The sequence below is a fragment of the Rhizobacter sp. SG703 genome (assembly GCF_012275445.1).
GTDB lineage: Bacteria > Pseudomonadota > Gammaproteobacteria > Burkholderiales > Burkholderiaceae_C > Rhizobacter.
Genome location: NZ_JAAZQK010000003.1, coordinates 15,153 through 39,408 on the forward strand (window position 1 = coordinate 15,153; position 24,256 = coordinate 39,408).

Sequence of the window (24,256 nt, forward strand, 5' to 3'; positions counted from 1 at the left end):
GATGAGCGACAAGCCGACCGTGCCGCTGACCCAACTGTCCGCCGTCAAGCTCGCGCTGATGGCGCAGCAGATGCGCTCCCAGAGCGAGGCATTGATGCGCGCCGACCCGATCGCGATCGTCGGCATGGGCTGCCGTTTCCCCGGTGGCGCCGACAGCCCCGAGCAGTTCTGGCAACTGCTGGTCGACGGCGTCGACGCGGTGCGCGAGGTGCCGGCCGACCGCTGGGATGCCGACGCGCTGTACGACCCGGACCCGTCGGCGCCCGGCAAGTCGGCCACCAAGTGGGGCGGCTTCCTCGACCGCATCGACGGCTTCGATGCCGCGTACTTCGGCATCCTGCCGCGCGAGGCCGAGCGCATGGACCCGCAGCAGCGGCTGTTCCTCGAGGTCGCGATGGAGTCGCTCGACGACGCCGGGCTGACGCGCGAGCGCCTGCGCGGCAGCCGTACCGGCGTCTTCATCGCGAGCTACCACAACGACTACCAGCTGCTCGAATACCGCGACCCCGACGCGATCGACGCGCGCACGCTGACCGGCACGGTGCACAGCGTGCTGGCCAACCGGCTGTCGTTCCTGCTCGACCTGCGCGGCCCGAGCATCTCGGTCGACACCGCCTGCTCGTCGTCGCTGGTCGCGATCCACCTGGCCTGCCAGAGCCTGCGCCACGGCGAGAGCGACATCGCGCTGGCCGGCGGCGTCTCGCTGATGGTCACGCCCGACCTGATGATCGCGCTGAGCAAGGTCGGCTTCATGGCGCCGGACGGCCGCTGCAAGACCTTCGACCAGAGCGCCGACGGTTTCGGCCGCGGCGAAGGCTGCGGCGTGATCGTGCTGAAGCGCCTGGCCGATGCGATCGCCGACGGCGACCGCGTGCTCGGCGTGGTGCGCGGCTCGGCCGTCAACCAGGACGGCCATTCGACGCTGCTGGCCGCGCCGAACGGCCTCGCGCAACAGGCGCTGATCCGCGAGGCGCTGGCGTCGGCGCAGCTCGCGCCCGGCCGCATCGGCTTCGTCGAGGCGCACGGCACCGGCACGCCGCTCGGCGACCCGATCGAGGTCGAAGCGCTGGCCGCCACCGTCGGCCGCGCCGATGCCGGCGGCGGCACCTGCTGGCTCGGGGCCGCGAAGGCCAACCTCGGCCACATGGAAGCCGCGGCCGGTGTCGGCGGGCTGATCAAGACGGTGCTCGCGCTGCGCCACGAACTGATCCCGCGGCAGCTGCATTTCACGCAGCTCAACCAGCACCTGTCGCTGGCCGGCACGCGGCTGCAGGTGGCCGCGCAGCCGGTGCCATGGCCGGCCGGGCCGCAGACGCGCTGCGCCGGCACCAGCTCGTTCGGCGTCGGCGGAACCAATGCGCACGTGATCGTCGAAGAGGCGCCCCGCTTGCCGGCCGAGGCGCCGTTGGCCGACGGCGAGCCGCGGCTGCTGCACCTGTCGGCGCAGAGCGAGCCGGCGTTGCGCGCGCTGGCGCAGGCCTGGACCGAGTTCCTGCCGCGCAGCCCGGCGAGCCTGGCCGACCTGTGCCACACCGCCGGCGCGCGCCGCTCGGCGCTCGACCACCGGCTTGCGCTGGTCGGCCGCACGCGCGAGGAGCTGGCGGTGCGGCTGTCTGACTACCTGCGCAACGAGGTCTCGCCTGGCGCCGTGGCCGGCCGCGTGCCGGCCGAAGGCGTGCCGCGCCTCGCGTTCGTGTTCAGCGGCCAGGGCCCGCAGTGGTTCGCGATGGGCCGCGAGCTGATCGCCGCCGAGCCGGTGTTCCGCGACCGCATCGACGCCTGCGACGCGCTGTTGCTGCCGCTCGCCGGCTGGTCGCTGCGCGCCGAGCTGGCGAAGGACGAAGCGCAGTCGCGGCTCGCCGACACCGAAGTCGCGCAGCCGGCGCTGTTCGCGATCCAGGTCGCGCTGGCCGAGCTGTGGCAGCACTGGGGCATCGTGCCCGACGGCGTCGTCGGCCACAGCGTCGGCGAGATCGCCGCATTGCATGTCGCCGGCGTGCTGGGGTTGGCCGATGCGGTGCGCGTCGTCTGCCAGCGTGGCCGCGTGATGCAGCAGGCCACCGGCAGCGGGCGGATGGCGCAGGCGAGCCTGGCGGAAGACGAGGCGCTGCAGCTGCTGAAGCCCTATGGCGACCGGCTCGCGCTCGGTGCCGTCAACGGGCCGCGCAGCATCGTGCTGTCCGGCGAGCCGGCGGCGCTCGACGAGCTGCTGGGCGTGCTGACGCGGCGCGGCGTCGCGCACCGGATGCTGCCGGTGCAGTATGCCTTCCACAGCGCGCAGATGGCGCCGTTCCAGCAGGCGCTGGCCGGGCTGCTGGCCGACCTGCCGTCGCAGCCGATGGCGCTGCCGGTCTATTCGACTGTGCTGGGCGGGCTCGCGACCGGGCAGCGTTTCGACGGCGCGTACTTCGGTCGCAACGTGCGCGAGCCGGTGCGGCTGCATGCGGCGATCACCGCGATGGCGGGTGATGGCTTCGGCAGCTTCCTCGAGATCGGGCCGCATCCGGTGCTGAGCGCGTCGATCGCCGAGAGCCTGGCCGCGGCGGGGGCATCGGCCGCGGGCGGGCAGGTGCTGGCCTCGCTGCGGCGGGGCCGGCCGGAGCGCGAATCGCTGCTGCTGGCCGCGGCCGCGCTGCATGTGCACGGCCACACGCTGGACGCCGAGGCGGTGGCCGGCGAGGGCGGCGAGGTGGTCGACCTGCCGCGCTACCCGTGGCAGCGCAAGCGCTACTGGCTGCGGCCGACGCCGATGGCGGCTGCAGCGTCGCCGACGCGGCGTGGCGCGCACCCGCTGCTCGGCGCGCGGCTGTCGACGCCGGCGACCTCGGCCACCGTGTTCGATGCGCGGTGGACGGCGCACGAGGTGGGTTCGCTTCACGAACACCGCATCGGCGGGCGGCTGCTGATGCCGGCGGCCGCGATGGTCGAGGCCTGCCGTGCGGCGGCGGGTGGCCGCGCGCTGTCGTCGTTCGCGGTCGAGCGGCCGCTGTTCCTGCCGGAGGGCGGTGCGGCGCACTGGCAGGTGATCGTGCGCGATGGGACGGTCGAGCTGCACCAGGCGCTGGACGACGATCAGGCGGCGGATGGCGAGGCGTGGCAGCGCGTGTGCACGGCGATGGCCGCAGACGCGTCGGTGGGGGAGCCATTGCAGGTGACCGGGCCGGCCGTGGCGCTGTCGCCTGCCGAGGTCTACGCCGGCTTCGATGCGCTCGGCGTCGCCTTCGGTCCGGCGTTCCGCAACCTGCAGGCGGTGCAGCGCGGCGGCGGTTGGGCGCGGGCCGCGCTGGTGCTGCCGGCCGAGCTCGAATCGCAGGCGGCGGCATTCGGCCTGCATCCCGCGCTGCTCGACGGTGCGTTGCAGCTGTGCGCGGTCGCTGCGCAGGGCGTGCCGACGACGCTGTGGGCGCCGATGGGCATCGAGCAGGTCGAGCTGCTGCGGCCCGGCGCGGCGCGGCTGCAGGCGGTGGCGGTGTTGCGCGGCGAGGCCGGTGCCGACATCGACCTCGCGGACGAACACGGTGTTGCGGTCGCGCGGCTGCGCGGGGTGCGTTTCGCCGCCACCGAGGCACGCACGCTGGCGGGCGGCGTGGGCGATGTGTACGAGATGCAGTGGGTGCTCCCGCCACCCGTTCGCCCTGAGCTTGTCGAAGGGCCGGCTCACATGGCACCAGGGCTTCGACAGACCCAGCCCGAACGGGAAGGGGCGTTGCCAGGCCTTGCCGACGCCACCGGCGACTGGCTGCTGCTGTCCGATGACGGCGGCACCGCTGCCGCGCTCCGCACCGCGTTGCAACAGCAGGGCGGCCATTGCACCGAGGTCGTGGTCGGCGAGCGCTTCCAGCGGCTCGCATCGAACCGCTGGTCGGTCGACCCGCGCGATGCGGCGCAGATGCAGTCGGTCGTCACCGACTGGCGCTCGCACGGCACGCCGCGCGGCATCGTCGCGCTGTGGAGCCTCGACGTGCCGGGCATCGACCCCCGCGACGCGGACGCGGCCGAGTTGCGCGCCAGCGGCTCGTTGCTGCATGTGCTGCAGGCGCTCGCGGCCGAGGCCGATGCGGCGCCGGTCGCGTTGTGGCTGGTCACGCGCGGCGCGCAGGCGGTGCTGCCGCACGAGGCGCCGCTGTCGTCGGCGGCCGCCGGCGCGTGGGCCTTCCTCGGCGTGCTGGCCGTCGAGCATCCGGACATCCCGCTGCGCGCGATCGACATCGATGCGACCGGCATCGACGCGCTGCGCGACGAGCTGCTCGCCGCCGCACCGTCGACGCGCCTCGCCTTGCGCGGTCGCACGAGGCACGAGCCGCGCCTCGTGCGGCGCAAGGCCGCGTCGACCACGGCAGTGCCGTCGCAGCGCCTCGAGGTCGCCCGCGCCGGCACGCTCGACGGCCTCGCGCTGCGCCCGCTCGCCGCGCGCCCGTTGAAGCCGGACGAGCTGCGCATCCAGGTGCAAGCCGCCGGGCTGAACTTCCGCGACGTGCTGCTCGCGCTCGGCATGTATCCCGGCAGCGGCATCCCGCTCGGCGCCGAATGCGCCGGCATCGTCAGCGAGGTGGGAACGGCCGTCGACGGCTGGCGCGTCGGCGAGCGCGCGTTCGGCTTCGTGCACGACAGCATGGGCAGCGAGGCGGTCGCGTCGGCCGCATTCGTCGCGCGGACCCCGCCCGGCCTGTCGAACGAGCAGGCGGCGGCGCTGCCGGTCGCGTTCCTGACAGCGCACCATGGCCTGTTCGGCATCGCCGGGCTGCAGCGCGGCCAGCGCGTGCTGGTCCATGCCGGCGCGGGCGGCGTCGGCATGGCCGCGGTGCAGCTCGCGCTGCGTGCCGGTGCCGAGGTCTACGCCACCGCCGGCTCGCCCGAGAAGCGCGCACGCCTGCTGGCGATGGGCGTGCGCGCGGTGATGGATTCGCGCAGCACCGCGTTCGCCGACGACCTGATGCGGGCCATCGGCGGTGCCGGCGTCGACGTGTTGCTGAACTCGCTGGCCGGCGACTTCATCCCGGCCGGGCTCGGCGTCGTCGCGCGCGGCGGCTGGTTCCTCGAACTCGGCAAGCGCGACACCTGGACGCCCGAGGCGGTCGAGCAGGCCTGCCCGGGCATCCGCTACGCCGCGTACGACCTCGGCGACGCGGCGTACGCCGACCCGCGCCTGCTGCGCCCGATGCTGACCGAACTGCACGCCGGCCTGCAGGACGGCAGCCTGCAGCCGCTGCCGGTCACCGCGTTCGAAGTGGCCGATGCGGCCGATGCCTTCCGCCACATGGCGCAAGCGAAGCACATCGGCAAGATCGTGCTGCGCATGCCGGGCCGCGCGTCGTTCGAGGTGCGGCCGGACGCGAGCTACCTGGTCACCGGCGGCCTCGGCGCGCTCGGCCTGCACACCGCGCGCTGGCTGCAGCGCGCGGGTGCGCGCCAGCTCGCGCTGCTCGGCCGCCATGCGCCGTCGGCCGAAGCGCAGCAGGCGATCCACGAGATCGAGGCGGCCGGCACGCAGGTGCGCTGCTTCGCGGCCGATGCGGGCGATGGCGCGGCGCTGCAGCGCGTGCTGGAGACGATGGCCCGCGAGATGGCGCCGCTGCGCGGCATCGTGCATGCGGCCGGCACGCTGGACGACGGCATCGCGCTGCGCCAGCAATGGCCGCGCTGCGCCGCGGTGCTGCACAACAAGGCGCGCGCCGCGCAGCACCTGCACGAGCTGACGCGCGGGCTGCCGCTGGACTTCTTCGTGATGTATTCGGCCGCCGGCCTGCTGCTCGGCGCGCCGGGGCAGTGCGCGTACGCGGCGGCCAATGCCGAGCTCGATTCACTGGCGCGGATGCGCCGCGCGCAGGGCCTGCCGGCCTTGAGCGTGGCCTGGGGCCCGTGGGCGCAAGGCGGCATGGCGACGCAGCTCGCGGCCACCGGCCACGATCCGTGGCGCGACCGCGGGCTGCTGCCGATCGAGCCGGCGCACGGCTTCGAGCGGCTCGAACAGCTGCTGCGCGACGGCGCGGTGCAGGCCGCGGTGCTGACGATCGATTGGCCGCGGTTCGTCGCGACGTTGCCGGCCGGTGTCGATGCGGCATTCTTCGACGGCGTGCTGCCGCGTGCCTCGACCCCGGCGCCGGCCGCCGCCGAGGCATCGCCGGCGCAGTCCTCGGTGCTGTCGCGCTTGCAGGCGGTGCCCTCCGGCCAGCGCGCCGCGGCGCTCGCGGCCCACCTCGCCGAGCGCGCGCTGCAGGTGCTGGGCCTGGAACCGGGGACGCCGGTCGATCCGAAGGTGCCGCTGAAAGACCTCGGCCTCGATTCGCTGATGGCGGTGGAGTTGCGCAACGCGCTGACCCGCTCGATCGGCCGGCCGCTGTCGGCGACGCTGCTGTTCGACTACCCGACGGTCGCGGCACTGACTGCCCACCTGATGCGCCTGCTCGGCCTCGACGAGCCCGCGCCGGCGCCCACCACCGACGCCGCGACCGACAGGCCGGCCGACGCATTGCACGACCTGAGCGACGAAGAAGCCGAAGCGCTGCTGCTGCAAGAACTGGGAGATTCCCGATGACCGACCCGCGCGACGAAGCGCTCAGCCCCGTCAAGCGCGCGCTGCTGGAGATCCGTGAGCTGAAGGAAAAGCTCGCGCGCTCGAACGCTGCGCTGCACGAGCCGATCGCGATCGTCGGCATGGCCTTGCGCCTGCCCGGCGGCGTGGTCGATGCGGCTGGCCTGGCCGGGCTGCTGTGGTCGGGCACCGACGCGATCGGCGCGATCCCGCCGCAGCGCTGGAACCTCGATGCGCTGTACGACGCCGACGCCGACGCGCCCGGCAAGATGACCACCCGCTTCGGCGGTTTCATCGACGGCGTCGACCGCTTCGACGCCGAGTTCTTCGGCATCTCGCCGCGCGAGGCCGCCAGCATGGACCCGCAGCAGCGGCTGCTGCTCGAAGTGGCCTGGGAGGCCCTCGAAGACGCCGGCCACCCGCCCGGAGAACTGGCCGCGACGCCGGCCGGCGAGCGCACCGGCGTCTACCTGGGCATCAGCAACAACGACTACGGCCGCGCGCTGTACCGGCACCCCGAGCTGATCGACCCGTACTTCGCAACCGGCAATGCGGCCAGCGTCGCGTCGGGGCGGCTGTCGTACTTCCTCGGCGTGCACGGGCCGGCGGTCGCGGTCGACACCGCCTGCTCGTCGTCGCTGGTCGCGCTGCACCTGGCCTGCCAGGGGTTGCGGCTGGGCGAATGCGAGATCGCACTGGCCGGCGCGGTCAACCTGATCCTGACGCCCGAGATGAACATCAACTTCTCGAAGGCCCGGATGATGGCGCCGGACGGCCGCTGCAAGACCTTCGATGCCGCGGCCGACGGCTACGTGCGCGGCGAAGGCTGCGCGGTGCTGGTGCTGAAGCGGCTGGCCGATGCGCAGGCCGCCGGCGACCGCGTGCTGGCGGTGGTGCGCGGCAGCGCGCTGAACCAGGACGGCCGCAGCGGCGGGCTGACCGCGCCGAACGGCCCGGCGCAGGAAGCGGTGATCCGCGCCGCGCTGGCGGCCGCCCAGGTCGAGGCGCGGCAGATCGGGTACGTCGAAGCGCACGGCACCGGCACGCCGCTCGGTGACCCGATCGAGCTCGGTGCGCTGTCGGCGGTGCTCGGCCGCGGGCGCGATGCGTCGCTGCCGCTGCGCGTCGGCTCGGTCAAGACCAACATCGGCCACCTGGAGGCCGCGGCCGGGCTGGCCGGCGTGGCCAAGGTGGTGCTGTCGCTGCAGCGCGCGCAGATCCCGCCGCACCTGCATTTCACGCAGGGCAACCCGCACATCGACTGGAACTGGCCGGTGCAGGTGCCGACGACGACGACCGACTGGCCCGAGATCGACGGCCGCCGGCTCGCCGGCGTCAGCTCGTTCGGGTTCAGCGGGACCAATGCGCATGTGATCCTGGAGTCAGCGCCGGCCCCGTCGCTCGCGGCGCCGCCGGCCGGCCCGCTGCGGCCGGCCCACGTGCTGGCGCTGTCGGCCCGCGACGATGCGGCGCTGTGTGACTTGGCGCGCCGCCACGAGGCGCGGCTGCTGCAGCTCGATGAAGGCGTCGAGGCCGCCGACCTGTGCTTCAGCGCCAACACCGGCCGCTCGCATTTCTCGCACCGTGTCGCACTCGTCGGCACGAGCCTCGACGAACTGCGGGCCGGCCTGGCCGGCTTGCTGTCCGGCAGCGACGATCCTGCCATCGCCCGCGGCGAGGTCGAAGGTGCCGCGCGGCCGCAGGTGGCCTTCCTGTTCACCGGCCAGGGCGGGCAGTACGCCGGCATGGGCCGCGACCTGTACGACAGCGCGCCGGTGTTCCGCGCCGCGATGGACGCCTGCGATGCTGCCGCGCGGCCGCACCTGGCGCACCTGGACCGCGGCCTGCTCGATGTGATCTTCACGCCGGCCGGCAGCGGCTCGCCGATCAACGAGACGGTGTGGGCGCAGCCGGTCAACTTCGCGATCGAGGTGTCGCTGGCCGCGCTGTGGCGCTCGTGGGGCATCGAGCCTGTCGCGCTGCTCGGCCACAGCCTCGGCGAGTACGCGGCCGCCTGCGTGTCGGGGCTGTTGTCGCTCGAAGACGGCATCAAGCTCGTGATCGCGCGTGGCCGGCTGACCCACGAGCTGCCGGCCGACGGCGCGATGGCCGCGGTGTTCGCGACTGAAGCGGTGGTGCGCGAAGAACTGGCACGCGGGCCGTCGTCGCTGACGATCGCCGCGTACAACGGCCCCGAGCACCTGGTGATCAGCGGCCCGCGCAATGCGGTCGATGCCGCGACGCAGCGGCTCGAAGCGGCCGGCGTGCGCGTCAGGCTGCTGCGCGTGCCGCATGCGGCGCATTCGGCGTTGATCGAGCCGGTGTTGCCGGCCTACCGCGCGGTGCTGGAGACGGTGACGTTCCACGAGCCGCGCATCGCGCTGGTCTCGAACGTCACCGGCGCGCCGGCCGGCCCGGCCGAGATCGGCCGCGTCGACTACTGGCTGGCGCACATGCGCGAGCCGGTGCGTTTCGCGCAGGCGCTGCAGGGGCTGCTGGCGCAGGGCATCACGCATTTCATCGAGGTCGGGCCGCACCCGGTGCTGCTCGGGATGGGCGCCGAATGCGCCGGCGGCGAGGAGGCCGACTGGCTGCCGTCGCTGCACCGCGAGCGTGCCGACTGGACCGACCTGCTCGCGAGCCTGCAACGGCTGTACGTGGCAGGCGCCGACGTGAACTGGGCCGCCTTCGATGCGCCGTACCGCCGCCGCCGCGTCGCGCTGCCGACCTACCCGTTCCGCGCGAAGCGGCACTGGATGGACATCGTCGGCGACCGCCCGGCGCCCGGGGTCGACGCGGCACAGCGCTGGTCGGGCGTCGGCACCGCGTTGTCGCGCCAGGCCGAGCGCGGCCCGCTCGACCTGAACGTCGCGTCGTACCCGGCGAAGTGGGATTGCCTCGCGCGCATCACCAGCGCGCACGCCGCCCACACGCTGCGCGAAGCGGGGCTGTTTTTGCAGGCCGGCGAATCGCACACGCTCGACGGCCTGATGCAGCGCAGCGGCATCGGCGCGAGCTACCGGCACCTGGTGTCGCGCTGGCTCGACAGCCTGGTCGCCGGCGGCGTGCTGCGCCGCGCGGGCGATGAGGTCGTCGCCGACCATCCGCTGGCCGCGCCGCCGCTGGCGGCGCTGTGGTCCGAAGCCGAGCGGCTGTTCGCCGACAACGCACCGCTGCTCGCCTACGTGCGCCATTGCGGCACGCTGGTGGCGCCGGTGCTGCTCGGCCGGGAAAGCCCGCTCGAGACCTTGTTCCCCGGCGGATCGTTCGATCTTGCCGAGGCCCTGTACGAGCGCTCGGCGACGATGCGCTACATCAACGGCCTTGCCGCCGCCGCGTTCGAGACGCTGGCCGCCACCGTGCCGGCCGGCCGAGCGCTGCGCGTGCTCGAAGTCGGCGCCGGCACCGGCGGCACCAGCTCGGCCGTGCTGGCGGCCTTGCCGGCCGAGCGCGCGCAGTACCACTTCACCGACGTCTCCGACGTGTTCCTGGACCGCGCCCGCGAGCGCTTCGCGGGCTACCCGTTCGTGCGCTTCGGCCGCTTCGACATGGACGCCAATCCGCAGCCGCAGGGCTGGGCGCCGGGCAGCGTCGACGCGATCGTGTCGGCCAACGCTGTGCATGCGAGCAAGGACCTGCGCACCGCGCTGAAGCGGCTGCGCGGCCTGCTGGCGCCGGGCGGCCTGCTGGTGCTGGTCGAATCGACGACCCACCTGCCGTGGTTCGACATGACGACCGGGCTGATCGAAGGCTGGCAGCACTTCGCCGACGACCTGCGCGGCGACAACCCGCTGCTGCCGCCGGCGCGCTGGATCGACGCGTTGCGCGAGGCCGGTTTCGACGAGGCGGGTGCCTGGCCGCCGGCCGGCTCGCCGGCCGAGGTGCTGGGCCAGCATGTGATCGTCGCGCGGGTCCCGGGCGATGCGGTGGGCGCGATGGCGTCGGCCGATGCCGTGGTGGACGCCGCGCCGCAACGCGCGGCCGCTGCCGCGCCGGCCGAGCTCGCGCAGGCCTTCCGCCAGCGGCTGCGGGACGCGATGGCCGGCGAGCGCAGCGAGCTGATGCGCGACTTCGTCCGCGAGCGCGTCGTGCGCGTGCTGCGGCTCGACGCCGCGGAGGCGCCCGGTCGCGCCGACCGGCTGATGGACATCGGCTTCGATTCGCTGATGGCGGTGCAGCTGCGCAACCAGCTCGGCAGCGGGCTCGGGCTCGACAAGCCGCTGCCGGCGACGCTGATGTTCGACCACCCGACGATCGATGCGCTGGCGGCGCACCTGCTCGATCGCGTGATCCCGAAAGCCGCGGTGGCGGCGGTGGAGAAGACCGTGCCGTCCACGTCGGTCGAGGCGGTCGCCGCGATGAGCGACGCCGAGATCGAAGCCTGGTTGATGAGCCGATCGGAGGGGTCGTGAGCAGTCCTGTCGCCGACACCACGCCGCTGACGCCGCTGCAGCGCGCCTTCCTGGCGCTGCAGCAGGCGCAGGCGAAGGTCGCCGCGCTCGAAGGCGCGGCGCGCGAGCCGATCGCGATCATCGGGCTGGGCTGCCGCGTGCCCGGCGGCGGCGTCGATGGCGACAGCTTCTGGCGATTGATGCGCGACGGCGTCGACGCGACCGGCCCGCTGCCGCGCGACCGCTGGGATGTCGATGCGCTGTACGATCCCGACCCCGAGGCGCCCGGCCGCATCGCGACGCGCGGCGGCGGCTTCCTCGGTCCGGTCGACGGCTTCGACCCGACCTTCTTCGGCATCACCCGCCGCGAAGCGCAGGGCATGGACCCGCAGCAGCGGCTGCTGCTGGAGGTGGCCTGGGAGGCGCTGGAGAACGCCGGCCAGGCGCCCGACCGGCTGGAGCGTTCGGCGACCGGCGTCTACGTCGGCGTCTGCGCCAACGACTATGCGCAGATGCAGCTGGAGACGGGCGACCGCGGCTTGCTCGATGCGCACTTCGCGTCGGGCATCGCGCACAGCATCGCATCGGGCCGGCTGTCGTACCTGTTGGGGCTGCAGGGGCCGAGCGTCACGCTGGACACCGCCTGCTCGTCGTCGCTGGTCGCGCTGCACCTGGCCTGCCAGGCGCTGCGCTCGCGCGACTGCCGCATGGCGCTGGCCGGCGGCGTGAACCTGATCCTGTCGCCGGACCTGTACATCGCGTTGTCGCATTCGCGCATGCTGTCGCCGGACGGCAGATGCAGGACCTTCGATGCGGCGGCCGACGGCTTCGCGCGCGGCGAGGGCTGCGGCGTGGTGGTGCTGAAGCGGCTGGCCGATGCGCAAGCCGACGGCGATCGCATCCTCGCGGTGGTGCGCGGCAGCGCGGTCAACCAGGACGGCCCGAGCAGCGGGCTGACCGCGCCGAACGGCCCGGCGCAGCAAGCGGTGATCCGCGAGGCGCTGGCGCGCGCCGGCATCGCGCCGCACCAGGTGGGCTATGTCGAGGCGCACGGCACCGGCACGCAGCTCGGCGATCCGCTGGAGGTGCAGGCGCTCGGCGCGGTGTTCTCCGAAGGGCGCGCTGCGGCGCACCCGTTGCTGATCGGGTCGGTGAAGACCAACCTCGGCCACCTGGAAGCGGCGGCCGGCGTCACCGGCCTGATCAAGCTGGTGCTGTCGCTGCAGCGGCGGCAGGTCCCGGCGCACCTGCACTTCAAGACGCCGAGCCCGCACATCGCGTGGGGCGACCTGCCGTTGAAGGTGCCGACCGCGCTGATGCCCTGGGACGCGATCGACGGGCGGCGCATCGCGGGGGTCAGCTCGTTCGGGTTCAGCGGCACGAACGCGCATGTGGTGGTCGAGGAATGGAATGACGACCCCTCGACCGACGGGTACGTCGGCCACTCCCCCGAGGGGAGGGCGGGCCGGCCTGGGAGCGGCCCGGCGCCCGGCCCGCAGGGCGCCGCGAACCACCATCTGTTCATCCTCTCGGCCCGCGACGAAGCCGCGCTCGCCGACACCGCGCGCCGCTTCGCCACCGCGCTGGCCGGCCGCCCCGACCGCGAGCTGCCCGACCTCTGCTTCACCGCCGCCGTCAGCCGCGCGGGCTTCGCGCAGCGCGCCACCGTGCTCGCGCGCTCGGTCGCCGAGCTGTGCGAGCGGCTGCTGGCGCTTGCCGACGGCCGCGAGGCCGACGGCGTGCAGACCGCCCGCGCGACCCGCCGCGACCCGGCGCGCATCGCCTTCCTGTTCACCGGGCAGGGCGCGCAATACGCCGGCATGGCGCGTGCGCTGTACGCGCAGCAGCCGGTGTTCCGCGCCGCGCTCGACGAGTGCGCACAGGCCCTCGCCGGCGTGCTGCCGCGGCCGCTGCTCGACGTGATGTTCGACGAGGTCGGCTCCGCCCTCGACGAGACCCGCTACACCCAGCCCGCGCTGTTCTCGCTCGAGATCGCCCTCGCGAAGCTGTGGGCCGCGTGGGGCATCGCGCCCGATGTCGTGATCGGCCATTCGGTCGGGGAGTACGCCGCGGCCTGCGTGGCCGGCGTGATGACGCTGCCGCAGGCGCTGGCGCTGATCGCCGAGCGCGGCCGGCTGATGCAATCGCTGCCGGCCGGCGGCGCGATGGCGGCGGTCTTCGCGGCCGAGGCCGACGTGGCCGAAGCGGTCGCGCCGTTCGCCGCGCAGCTGTCGATCGCCGCCGTCAACGCACCGGACCAGACGGTGATCTCCGGCAGCGCGGCCGCGGTCGACGCGGTCTGCGAGCGCTTCAGCGTGCGCGGCGTGCGCTGCCAGAAACTGCCGGTCTCGCATGCCTTCCATTCGCCGCTGGTCGAGCCGGTGCTCGACGCGTTCGAGCAGGCCGCTGCCGCGACGACGCTGAGCCGCCCGCAGCTGCGCCTGGTGTCCAACCTGACCGGCCGGCTCGCCGATGCCGACGCGATCGTGCAACCTGCCTACTGGCGCCGCCATGTGCGCGAGGCGGTCCGCTTCGCCGACGGCCTGCGCACGCTGGCCGGGCTGAAGCCCGACCTCTGCATCGAGGTCGGCCCGCACCCGACGCTGCTGAACTTCGCGGAGGATCTGCCGGTGCGCGTGCCGACGCTGCGCAAGGGCCGCGCCGATGCCGACCAGCTGGCCGAATCGCTGGCCGCGCTGTACCGGGCCGGCGCGCCGCTCGACTGGCGCGCCGTCTGGTCGGCCAGCGGCGCCCGGCTCGCCGACCTGCCGCCGACCCCGTTCCGCCGCGAGCGCTGCTGGTTCCAGGCGCGCCCGCCGGTGGCCGCGCGCAGCGGCACGCCGACCGGCCACCCGCTGCTCGGCATGCGGCTGCGCTCGCCGTTGCGGGAGGTCGTGCAGTTCGAGACCACGCTGTGCAGCGACGACCTGCCGTACCTGGCCGACCACCAGGTGCAGGGCCGCGTGATCCTGCCGGCCACCGGCTTCCTCGAAATGGCGCTGGCGGCGAGCCGCATCGTGTCCGGCGTGGCACGGGCGGTGGCCGATGTCGTGATCAGCGAGCCGCTGGTGTTCGCACCCGGCGAATCGCGCACCGTGCAGCTGCTGCTGCGTCGGGCAGCCGACCTCCAGGCCGACAGCTTCGAGATCCTGTCGCTCGGTGCCGGCGAGCCCGACGACGCCTGGCGCATGCACGTGCAAGGCAGCTACACCGCGGTCGACGCGGCGCCGTCGCACGACGCGCCCGACGCGATCCGCGCCCGCTGCACCGGCGTGCTCGATGCCGCCGGCCACTACGCGCAGCTCGCCGCGCGCCAGCTCGCGTTCGGGCCGGCGCTGCAAGGCGTGCAGCAGATCGCGCGGCGCGACGGCGAAGCGCTCGGCGAGATTGCGCTGCCGGCCGCTGCCGGCCGTGCCGGCTACGTGATGCACCCGGCGCTGCTCGACGCTGCGCTGCAGGTGATGGCGGCCGCGCTGCCGGCGCAGGCCGCGGCCGGCCGGGCCTACCTGCCGCTCGCGATCGGCCGGCTCGCGGTGCACCGTGAGCCGGGCGAGCGGCTGAGCAGCCATGTGCGCATCGCACCGGGCGGCAGCGGCGACACGCTGAAGGCCGACCTGGTGCTGTTCGACACGCATGGCACCGTCGCCACCTTGCATGGCATCGCGCTGCGCGCCGCCGCGGTGCCCGCCGCGAACGGGAACGGCGAGCCGGTCTACCGCATCGCGTGGGAACCGGTGCCAGGCGCCGGCTGGATGCCGACGCCGGCCGAGCTGGCCGCGCAGGCCGGGCCGCGGCTCGACGCGCTGTCGCGCGAGCACGACCTGGCCGACTACCAGGAAGCCTTCGTCGCACTCGAAGCGATGAGCGCGGCGTGGATCGCCCGCGCGCTCGGCGAGCTCGGCTGGTCGCCGGCGCCCGGCGAGCGCGTGCAGGCCGATGAGCTGGCGCGGCGGCTGAAGATCGCGCCGCGCTACCACCGCCTGCTGCCGCGGCTGCTCGCGATCCTGGCCGAGGACGGCTGGCTGCGCGCCGACGGCGGCGCCTTCACCGTGACGAACTGGCATCCGGTCTCCGATCCGGCCCAGCGCGTCGCGCCGCTGCTGCAATGCCACCCGGCCTCGCGCCCGCGCATCGCGCTGACCGCGAACTGCGGCGCGGTGCTCGGCGACATCCTGGCCGGCCGGGCCGATCCGCTGCACCAGCTGTTCCCGAACGGCTCGACCGAACTGGCCGAGGCGCTGTACCGCGATGCACCCGAGGCCAAGGCCTACAACCAGCTGCTGCGCGAGACGGTGCGCGCCGCGCTGCAGCGGCTGCCGGCCGGGCAGCGGCTGCGCATCCTCGAAGTCGGCGGCGGCACCGGCGGCAGCACCGCGTGGGTCGCGCCGATGCTGCCGGCCGACCGCTGCGACTACCTGTTCACCGACATCGGCCCGCTGATGGTGGCCCGCGCCCGCGAGCGCTTCGGGCTGCACCCGTTCATGCGCTTCCAGCCGCTGGACCTCGAAGGCTCGCTGGCGGCGCAGCTGGCCGGGCAGCACTTCGACATCGTCATCGCGGCCAACGTGATCCACGCGACCGCCGACCTCGGCCGCACGCTCGGCCAGGTCCGCCAGGTGCTCGCGCCGGGCGGCACGCTGCTGATGCTGGAAGTGGCCGGCATGGAGCGCTGGATCGACATCACCTTCGGGCTGACCGACGGCTGGTGGCGCTTCACCGACACCGCACTGCGGCCGGCGTACCCGCTGCTGTCGCGCGAGCGCTGGCTGGCGCTGCTCGGCGAGCTCGGCTTCGAGGCCGCGGCGATCGATGCGCCGCAGCCGAATTCGCGCGAGGTGCTGCTGGCCGCGCGGCGGCCGGTGCAGGCGGTCGATGCGCTGCCGGCGTCGAGCTGGCTGCTGGTCGGCGACCGCGCCGGCGTCGGCGAGGCGCTGGCGGTGCAGATGCGCGCGGCCGGGCACGAGGTGCTGCTGGCCTCGGCCGGTGCCGACATGGCTTCGCTCGTGGCCGGCCGCAGCCTGCGCGGCATCGTGCACCTTGGCGCGCTCGAGCTGGCGATGCCCGATGCCGGCCGCGCGGAGTCGCTGGTCGACACGCAGCGCGCGAGCCTCGGCTCGCTGCTGGCACTGGTGCAGGCGCTCGGCGCGCAGTCGTTCGCAGCCGGCACGACGCCGCGGCTGTGGATCGCGACCCGCGGCGCGCAGCCGGTGCGCGACGGCGAGGCGCCGAACCCGCTGCAGGCCCCGGTGTGGGGCTTCGCGAAGGTGGTCGCGCTGGAGCATCCGGAGCTGCGCACGACGCGCATCGACCTCGATGACGCGCACGATGCAGCCGCCGCGCTGTGGCAGGCGATCTGTGCCGACGGCGACGAGCCGCAGCTCGCGCTGCGCGGCGGGCAGGCCTTCGTCGCGCGGCTGGTGCACGGCAGCGCCGCGCCGTCCGACCCGGCGCCGGTGCGGCTGGAGAAGGCCGCCAGCGGCGTGTTCGACGAGATGCCGCTGGTGCCGATGGCGCGCCGCGCGCCCGGCCCCGGCGAGGTCGAGATCCGCGTGCGCGCGGCCGGGCTGAACTTCCGCGACATCATGAATGCCGTCGCGCTGCGCGCCGACCCGGAACCGCTGGGCGGCGAATGCGCCGGCACCGTCGTCGCGCTCGGCGAGGGGGTGCAGGTTTTCGCGATCGGCGATGCGGTGGTCGCGACCGGCGAGGCCTGCTTCGCGAGCTACATGACGACCGGCGCGCAGCACGTCGCGCCGCTGCCGCGCGGCATCGGGTATGCCGAAGGCGCGACGCTGCCGTTCGCGCTGATGACGGCCTGGCATGCGCTGCAGGTGCTGGGCGGCATCCGCGCCGGCATGACGGTGCTGGTGCATGCCGCGGCCGGCGGCGTCGGCATGGCGGCGGTGCAGATCGCGCAGCGTGCCGGTGCCACGGTGTTCGCGACCGCCGGCAGCGAGGCCAAGCGCGCGCTGCTGCGGGCGCAGGGCGTGGTGCAGGTGATGAACTCGCGCACGCTCGATTTCGAGGCCGAGGTCGCGCGGCTGACGGAGGGCCGAGGCGTCGACCTGGTGCTGAACTCGCTGGCCGGCGAATTCATCCCGGCCAGCGTGCGCAGCCTGTCGGCGCAGGGCCGCTTCCTCGAGATCGGCAAGCGCGACATCTGGAGCCCGTCGCAGTTCCGCGAGCTGCGCCCGCAGGCGCGCTACCACGCGATCGACCTGAACGCTCAGCGCTACCAGGACCCGGCGGCCGCGCAGGCGCTGTTCGCCGCCGTGATGGCTGCGGTGCAGCGCGGCGAGCTGAAGCCGCTGCCGCTGCATGCGTTCCCGCTGGAGCGCGGCGGCGAGGCCTTCCGCTTCATGGCGCAGGCGCGGCACACCGGCAAGGTGGTGCTGACGCAGCACGATGCGCTGCAGGCCTCGATGCAGGCGCTGACGCCGCGCGGCGTCTACCTGGTGACCGGCGGGCTGTCGGGGCTCGGGCTGCTGACGGCCGGCCGGCTGGTCGAGCGCGGCGCGCGCCACCTGGTGCTGGTGGGCCGGCGCGCGGCGTCGCCGGCGGCGCAGGCCACGCTCGATGCGATGCGCGCGCAGGGCGCGCAGGTGCAGGTGCTGCAGGCCGACATGTCGCGCGCCGACGCGGTGGCGCGCGTGCTCGACGGCATCGCGCGGGGCGGGCTGCCGCTGCGCGGCGTGATCCATTCGGCCGGCGTGCTGGAAGACGGCGCGCTGCTGCAGCAGGACTGGTCGCGCTTCGTGCGGCCGCTCGGTCCGAAGCTCGACGGCAGCTGGGCGCTGCACGTGCTGACGCGCGGCGAGCCGCTGGACTTCTTCGTGCTGTATTCGTCGATGGCGTCGGTGCTCGGGTCGTCCGGCCAGGCCAACCATGCGGCGGCGAACGCGTTCATGGATGCACTGGCCGCGCACCGGCGCGCGCTCGGGCTGCCGGGGCTCAGCATCGGCTGGGGTGCGTGGAGCGAGGTCGGCGCGGCGGCGGACCGGCAGGTCGACCAGCGGGTGGCCGCGCGCGGCATCGACGTGATCACGCCGGCGCACGGGCTGGAGCTGCTGGAGAAGCTGATGCGTGCCGAGGCCCCGCATGCCGGCGTGTTCCCGGTGCGCTGGGAGCGTTTCCTGGCGAGCGGTGGCGTGCCGGGGCCGTTCGTCTCGCACCTGGTCGAGCACCTGCGCGGCGCGCTGAAGCCGGGCGCGAAGCCGGCCGCCGGTGCGAAGCCCGCAGTGGCCGCCGGTGCCGCGCTGATCGACGAGCTGAAGCAGGCCACGCCGCAGCGCCGGCGCGAGCGGCTGCTGGCCTTCGTCGCCGAGCATGTCGCGCGGGTGGTCGACGCGCCGAGCGCGCAGGCCATCGACCCGCGCCAGCCGCTCAATGAACTGGGCCTCGATTCGCTGATGGCGGTCGAACTGCGCAACCGGCTCGGCACCGGCCTCGGCCTGGCACGCAGCCTGCCGGCGACGCTGGTGTTCGACCACCCGACGCTGGAGGCGCTGGCGGCCTACCTCGAAGCGCTGGCGGTGCCGGCCGCGCCAGCGGCGGTGGCCAAGCCGGTCGACGCGGTCGGTACGCTCGACGAGATGAGCGACGAAGAAGTCGAAGCGATGTTCGCGAAGAAATTGAAGAGGCCCTGAATGTCCGACTTCCTCGAACGCATCAGCCATTTCTCGCCGAAGCGCCTCGCGCTGCTGGCCGACGAGCTGCAGCAGCGCGTGCAAGAACTCGAAGGCGCCGCGCACCAGCCGATCGCGATCGTCGGCATCGGCTGCCGTTTCCCCGGCGGCGCTGACACGCCCGAGAAATTCTGGGTGCTGGTGCGCGATGGTGTCGACGCGGTCACCGAGGTGCCGGCCGAGCGCTGGTCCATCGACGACTGGTACCACCCCGACCCCGACCACCCCGGCACGATGAACACCCGCTTCGGCGGCTTCGTCGGGCCGGTCGACGGCTTCGATGCGCATTTCTTCGGCGTCTCGCCGCGCGAGGCGCTCAGCATGGACCCGCAGCAGCGGCTGCTGCTCGAAGTGGCGTGGCAGGCGCTGGAGCATGCCGGGATCAACCCCGAGCGCGTGGCCGGCAGCCGCACCGGCGTGTTCGTCGGCATGTCGGCCGGTGATTACTGGCAATTGTTGCGCGAAGGTGGCGTGGACAGCTACGACGCCTACACCGCATCGGGCATTGCGCACAGCATCGCGTCGGGCCGCTTGTCGTACGTGCTCGGCGCGCGCGGGCCCAGCGTGTCGGTCGACACCGCCTGCTCGTCGTCGATGGTCGCGATCCACCAGGCGGTGCACAGCCTGCGCCGCGGCGAGTGCGACCAGGCGCTGGCCGGCGGCGTCAACCTGGTGCTGAGCCCGGAGATCACCGTGGCGCTGTCGCGCTCGCACATGATGGCGCCGGACGGCCGCTGCAAGGCCTTCGACGCGCGGGCCGACGGCTTCGTGCGCGGCGAAGGCTGCGGGCTGCTGGTGCTGAAGCGGCTGGCCGATGCGCAGGCCGACGGCGACACCGTGATCGCGCTGATCCGCGGCTCGGCTGCCAACCAGGACGGCCGCAGCAACGGGCTGACCGCGCCGAACGGCCCGTCGCAGGAGGCGGTGCTGCGCGACGCGCTGGCCGATGCGCGCGTGCTGCCGGCCGAGGTCGGTGTCGTCGAGGCGCACGGCACGGGCACGTCGCTCGGCGACCCGATCGAGGTGCAGGCGCTCGGCGCGGTGATGGGCGAAGGCCGCGCGGCCGAGGCGCCGTTGCTGCTCGGCTCGGTGAAGGCGAACGTCGGGCACCTGGAGGCGGCCGCCGGCGTCGCGGCGGTGATCAAGATGGCGTTGGCGCTGCAGCATGGGCAGGTGCCGGGGCAGATCCACCTGCAGCAGCCGAACCCGTTCATTCCGTGGGACGAGTTGCCGGTGCGCGTGCCGACGGCGCTGGGACCCTGGCCTGCTCAGGCACAACGCATCGGCGGCGTCAGCTCGTTCGGCTTCAGCGGCACCAACGTGCACCTGGTGATGGCCCAGGCGCCCGACGTCGAGCCGGTGGTCCCGAACTCGCGTCCGCTGCAACTGCTCAGCTTCTCGGCGCGCCAGCCGGCCGCGCTGCGCGAGCTGGTGCAGCAGCACCTGCCGCTGCTCACCGCTGGCGCGTCGCTCGCCGACCTGGCCTTCAGCGCGAACACCGGCCGCGCCCGCTTCGCGCAGCGCCTGGCCGTCAGCGCCGCGACGCCGGCCGAAGCGCGCGAGCGCCTGTCCGCTTGGCTGGCCGGCGACGACGTGCCCGGTGTCGCCGCCGGCACCGCGCCGGCGCGCGCGCCGAAGCTCGCGTTCCTGTTCACGGGCCAGGGCGCGCAGTCCACCGGCATGGCGCGCGGGCTGTACGACGGCGAGCCGGTGTTCCGCGCCGCGCTGGACCGCTGCGCGGCCGGGCTGCAGCTGCCGATGCCCTTGCTCGACGTGCTGTTCACCGACGGTGCGCCGCTCGACGACACGGCCTTCACGCAGCCGGCCCTGTTCGCGGTCGAGTACGCGCTGGCCACGCTGTGGCAGTCGTGGGGCGTGCAGCCGCAGGCGGTGATGGGGCACAGCGTCGGCGAGTTCGTCGCGGCCTGCATCGCCGGCGTGTTCAGCCTCGAAGATGCGCTGCGGCTGGTCAGCGAACGCGGCCGCCTGATGGGCGCATTGCCGCGCAACGGCGCGATGCTGTCGGTGATGGCGAGCGAAGCCCGCATCGCGGACCTCCTGGCGCCGTGGCGCCGCGAGGTCTCGGTCGCCGCGGTCAACGGCCCCGACAACGTCGTGATCTCCGGCCTCGCGATGGCGGTCGATGCGCTCGCGACGCAGCTGCAGGCGGCCGGCCTGGCCGTCACGCGGCTGAAGGTCTCGCACGCCTTCCATTCGCCGCTGATGGCGCCGATGCTCGACGAATTCGAACGGGTCGCCGAGGGCATCGCCTACGGCGCACCGCGCATCGACCTGGTGTCCAACGTCACCGGCCGGCCGATCGGTGCCGAGGTCGCGACCGCCCGCTACTGGCGCGAGCACGTGATGGCGGCGGTGCAGTTCGCGCCGGCGATGCAGGCGCTGGCCGACGGCGGCTGCGAGCTGTTCGTCGAGATCGGCCCGCACCCGACGCTGCTCGGCCTGGGCCGCGCCTGCCTGCCGGAGCGCGGCACCTGGCTGCCGTCGCTGCGGCGCGGCAAGGACGACCTGGCGCAGATGCTCGACAGCCTCGGCCAGCTGTTCGTGCAAGGCGTCGCGATCGACTGGGCGGCGTTCGACGCCGGCCGCGGCGCGCGCCGCGTCGCGCTGCCGAGCTACCCGTTCCAGCGCGAGCGCTACTGGCCGGCGTTCGCGTCGACGGCCACGCCGCCACCTGCGATGGCGGCCGTTGCGGAAGACACCGGCTTGGCGCCGCGCGTGCAGAACATGCTGCACGAGATCGTCTGGCGCGACGCCGAGCGGCCGGCGCTGCAACCGCTCGCGCCGGCGCAGCTCGCGGCCCACGTGCTGCCGCGGGTCGACGCGATCGCCGCGCAGAACGGGCTCGATGCCTACGCCGACTTCATGGTCGGGCTCCACCGGCTGGCCGCGGCCTATGTCGTGCGCGCGTTGCGCCTGCTCGGCTGCGGCTTCGCGCCGGCCACGGCCATCGCCCCGACCCGCTTCGACACGCTGCCGGCGCATGCGCGGCTGGTGCAGCGCATGCTGGCGATCCTGGCCGAAGACGGCATCCTGGTGCGCGACGGGTCCACCTTCGTCGTGCGCCGCACGCCGGACGACAGCGACCCCGAAGACCTGGCCGACGAGCTGCTCGCCCGCCATCCGCAGGGCGAGGCCGAGCTGCTGCTGACGCGCCGCTGCGGCCGCGAGCTGGCCGCGGTGCTGCGCGGGCGGGTCGATCCGCTGGCGCTGCTGTTCCCCGGTGGGTCGCTGGACGACACCGAGCGGCTGTACCGCAACTCGCCGCCGGCGAAGACCTACAACAGCGTGATCGCCGAGACGGTGCAAGCGCTGGTGGCCGCGTGGCCGGCCGACCGGCCGCTGCGCGTGCTGGAGATCGGCGCCGGCACCGGCAGCACGACCAGCTACGTGCTGCCGGCACTGCCGGCGCAGGGCGGGGTGCGGGTCGACTACACGTTCACCGACGTGTCGCCGCTGTTCCTGAACCGCGCCCGCGAGAAGTTCGCGGCGCACGGCTTCATGCGCTACGAGCTGCTCGACATCGGCCGTGCGCCGACCGAGCAGGGCTTCTCGGCCGGCGGCTACGACCTGGTGCTCGGTGCGAACGTGCTGCATGCGACGCCGGACCTCGATGTGACGATCCGCCATGTGCGGCAACTGCTCGCGCCGGGCGGCGTGCTGGTGCTGCTCGAAGGCACGACGCCGCAGCGCTTCGGCGACCTGACGGTCGGCCTGCTCGACGGCTGGTGGGCCTGGACCGACACGCAGCGGCGCAGCTACGCGCTGATGCCGCGCGAAGGCTGGACGGCGCTGCTGTCGCAACACGGCCTGCAGGACCCGACGCCGCTGCCGGGCGCGACGACGCATCCGGTGCTCGCGCAGCAGGCGGTGTTCGTCGCGCAGGCGCCGGTGGCCGTAGCTGAGCGGGAGCCGTCGCGCTGGCTGGTGCTGGCCGACCGCGCCGGGTTTGCCGACGCGCTGCTGGCTGAACTGCGCCGTGCCGGCGACCTGCCCGAGCTGGTGGCGCCGACGGCCGATGCGCTGGCCCAGGCGCTGCGAGGACCGCTGCCGTGCCGCGGCGTCGTGCAATTGCAGGCGCTCGACCTCGTCGCGCATGCCGGGCTGTCGACCGACGACATCGCACGCGACCAGCAGTTCGTCGTCGGCACGCTGCTGCAGACGGTGCAGACGATGGCGGCGCAGTCTGGCGCCACGCGGCCCGCGCTGTGGATCGCGACGCGCGGCGCGCAGGCGACGCACCGCCACGATGGCGCGAACCCGGCGCAGGCGACGGCGTGGGGCATGGCGCATGTGGTCGCGATCGAGCACCCGGAGCTGCAGTGCACGCGCATCGACCTCGACCCGTCCGCCGATGCGGCGACCGCCGCGGTGGCGCTGGTCGCCGAGCTGCAGTCGGCGTCGCGCGAAGACCAGCTCGCGCTGCGCGGCAGCCGGCGGCTGGCGCGGCGGCTGGTGCGGCATGAAGCGCATCCGTCGCACGGCAGCCTGGCCATCGATGCGTCGCGCAGCTACTTGATCACCGGCGGCTTGCGCGGGCTCGGGCTGCGCGTCGCCGAATGGCTGGCCACGCAGGGCGCGCGGCGCCTGGTGCTGATGGGCCGGCGCGCGGCCGACGAGCGCGTGCAACGGGTGATCGACCAGCTGCGGGCGCAGGGCGTCGACGTTCAACTCGCGCTCGGCGATGTCGCGCGGCGCGATGACGTGCAGCGCGTGCTGGCGGGGCTGACCGCACCGCTGGCCGGCGTGATCCATGCGGCCGGCGTGCTCGACGACGGCGTGATCGCCGGCCAGACCTGGCCGCGTTTCGAGACCGTGATGGGGCCGAAGGTGTTCGGCAGCTGGAACCTGCACACGCTGTGCGGCGAGCTCGACTTCATGGTGTTCTTCTCGTCCGGCGCATCGGTGGCCGGCTCGCCGGGGCAGGTCAACCATGCGGCGGCGAATGCCTTCGAGGACGCGCTCGCGTGGCACCGCCAGGCGCAGGGCCTGCCGACACTGAGCATCAACTGGGGCCCGTGGGCCGAGATCGGCGCCGCGGCCGATCGCCGGCTGGAACAGCCCGGGTCGCTGCAGCCGATCGCGCCGGCCGACGGGCTGGCCGCGCTCGACCATGCGATGCGCCGCGACGGCGCGCGCAGCCCGTTCGAGACCGCGCAGATCGCGGTGCTCGCGAGCGACTGGGCGCATCTGCGCGAGCAGCGCGCGGCGGGCACGCAGCCGCCGCTGTTCAGCGAGCTGGCGGTGGCCGAGGCCGCGGCGGGCAGTTCGCCTTCGAAGCCGGTGCAGGCCGTGCCGTCGTTGCACGAGCGCATGGCCGCCGCGCTGCCGGCCCGCCGCAAGACGGTGCTGCGCGACGAAGTGCGCCGGCTGACGGTGAAGGTGCTGGGCGTGCAGCGTGCCGACGAGCTGGACGTGACCGAGCCGCTGCGCCAGCTCGGCCTCGATTCGCTGATGGCGGTCGAACTGCGCAACCTGCTCGGCAAGAGCGTTGGCCGCACGCTGGCCGCGACGGTCACCTTCGACCACCCGTCGGTGGCGGCACTGACCGAGCACCTGGCGAGCGAGGTGTTCGCGGATCAATTCAGCGAGCCGGTGGTCGCCGCCCCGTCGACACCGGCCTTCCCCCC

Annotated in this window: 4 protein-coding genes (1 of these 4 running past the window's edge); all 4 read left to right on the forward strand. The window is 74.1% G+C overall.

Going from position 1 to position 24,256, the window contains the following annotated elements; genetic code table 11:
* Position 1: 1 nt before the first annotated feature.
* Tightly spaced (each overlapping or abutting the next), the 4 genes in view from FHT26_RS05930 to FHT26_RS05945 form a layout consistent with a single transcriptional unit that may run on beyond the window.
* Positions 2–6,535, forward strand: coding sequence for a type I polyketide synthase (locus tag FHT26_RS05930; RefSeq protein WP_168559246.1), 6,534 nt, complete (start codon positions 2–4; stop codon positions 6,533–6,535).
* Positions 6,532–10,944 carry a type I polyketide synthase gene (locus FHT26_RS05935; RefSeq protein WP_168559247.1) on the forward strand — a complete coding sequence of 1,471 codons (4,413 nt, stop codon included), beginning with the start codon at positions 6,532–6,534 and terminating at the stop codon, positions 10,942–10,944. The genes FHT26_RS05930 and FHT26_RS05935 overlap by 4 nt, the downstream gene beginning before the upstream one ends.
* Positions 10,941–18,569, forward strand: a complete 7,629-nt coding sequence (locus FHT26_RS05940) for a type I polyketide synthase (protein ID WP_168559248.1) — start codon at positions 10,941–10,943, stop codon at positions 18,567–18,569. Before FHT26_RS05935 ends, FHT26_RS05940 begins: the two co-directional genes overlap by 4 nt.
* Positions 18,570–24,256: the 5' portion of a type I polyketide synthase gene (locus FHT26_RS05945; protein ID WP_168559249.1), read on the forward strand. Its footprint extends 91 nt past the window's final position; 5,687 of the gene's 5,778 nt are visible here — the first part of the coding sequence; it begins with the start codon at positions 18,570–18,572; its stop codon lies off the right edge, out of view.

Excerpts from the sequence above, each read along its gene's own strand:
- FHT26_RS05930 (WP_168559246.1), top strand. The coding sequence starts at position 2 with ATGAGCGACAAGCCGACCGTGCCGCTGACCCAACTGTCCGCCGTCAAG.
- FHT26_RS05935 (WP_168559247.1), top strand. The coding sequence starts at position 6,532 with ATGACCGACCCGCGCGACGAAGCGCTCAGCCCCGTCAAGCGCGCGCTG.